The organism is Microbacterium sp. B19, assembly GCF_000333395.1.
In the GTDB taxonomy this organism is placed as follows: Bacteria; Actinomycetota; Actinomycetes; order Actinomycetales; family Microbacteriaceae; genus Microbacterium.
Map to the genome: position 1 here is coordinate 1 of NZ_BADA01000070.1, position 526 is coordinate 526.

2 protein-coding genes are annotated in these 526 nt (G+C 69.8%); both read left to right on the forward strand.

The window, feature by feature from the left end:
* The coding region (locus tag I5G_RS27105) for a neutral zinc metallopeptidase (protein WP_148286377.1) at positions 1 to 87 on the forward strand (87 nt) is incomplete at its 5' end.
* A 230-nt stretch (positions 88 to 317) separates the two neighbouring features.
* Positions 318 to 526, forward strand: a 209-nt coding sequence (locus tag I5G_RS20200) for a hypothetical protein (protein ID WP_036325873.1), incomplete at its 3' end; no start/stop codon positions are given.

The following is a 526-nucleotide window of genomic DNA, read 5'->3' on the forward strand; positions in this document are numbered from 1 at the left end:
ACCTCCGCCCAGCGCCAGACCTGGCTGCGCCGCGGCATCGAAACCGGCGATCCGGCGGCGTGCGACACCTTCTCGGGCGCGATCTGACGGAGATTCCAAACGGCGGTGAACGCCGCCACACCCGCCCCGTCATCCCCGCACAGGCGGGGATCTCCCGGTGACGGTACGCTTCGGGAGCCGCGAGGAGCTACCACCCTTCTCGACGGTCCGTCATTCCCGCGAAGGCGGGAATCCATAATCGCTACCGTTTATAAGGGAGTCGTCGCGGTAGCGCGTCTGGATCCCCGCCTGCGCGGGGATGACGGGGCGGGTGGGGCTTGCGGCCCTCCCGTGACACACGTCGCCCCGGCGCGCCCGGGTCGGTCACCAGCCTCCTCGCGTGGCTCGATCACGCCGAGCAGGCCGACGAGTTCGCCCCGCGCACCGAGCCGCCCGAAGACGACGTCGTGCAACTGCTCACCATCCACGGGTCCAAGGGACTGGAATGGGATGCCGTCGCGGTCGTGCGCCTCGTGACCGATGAGCT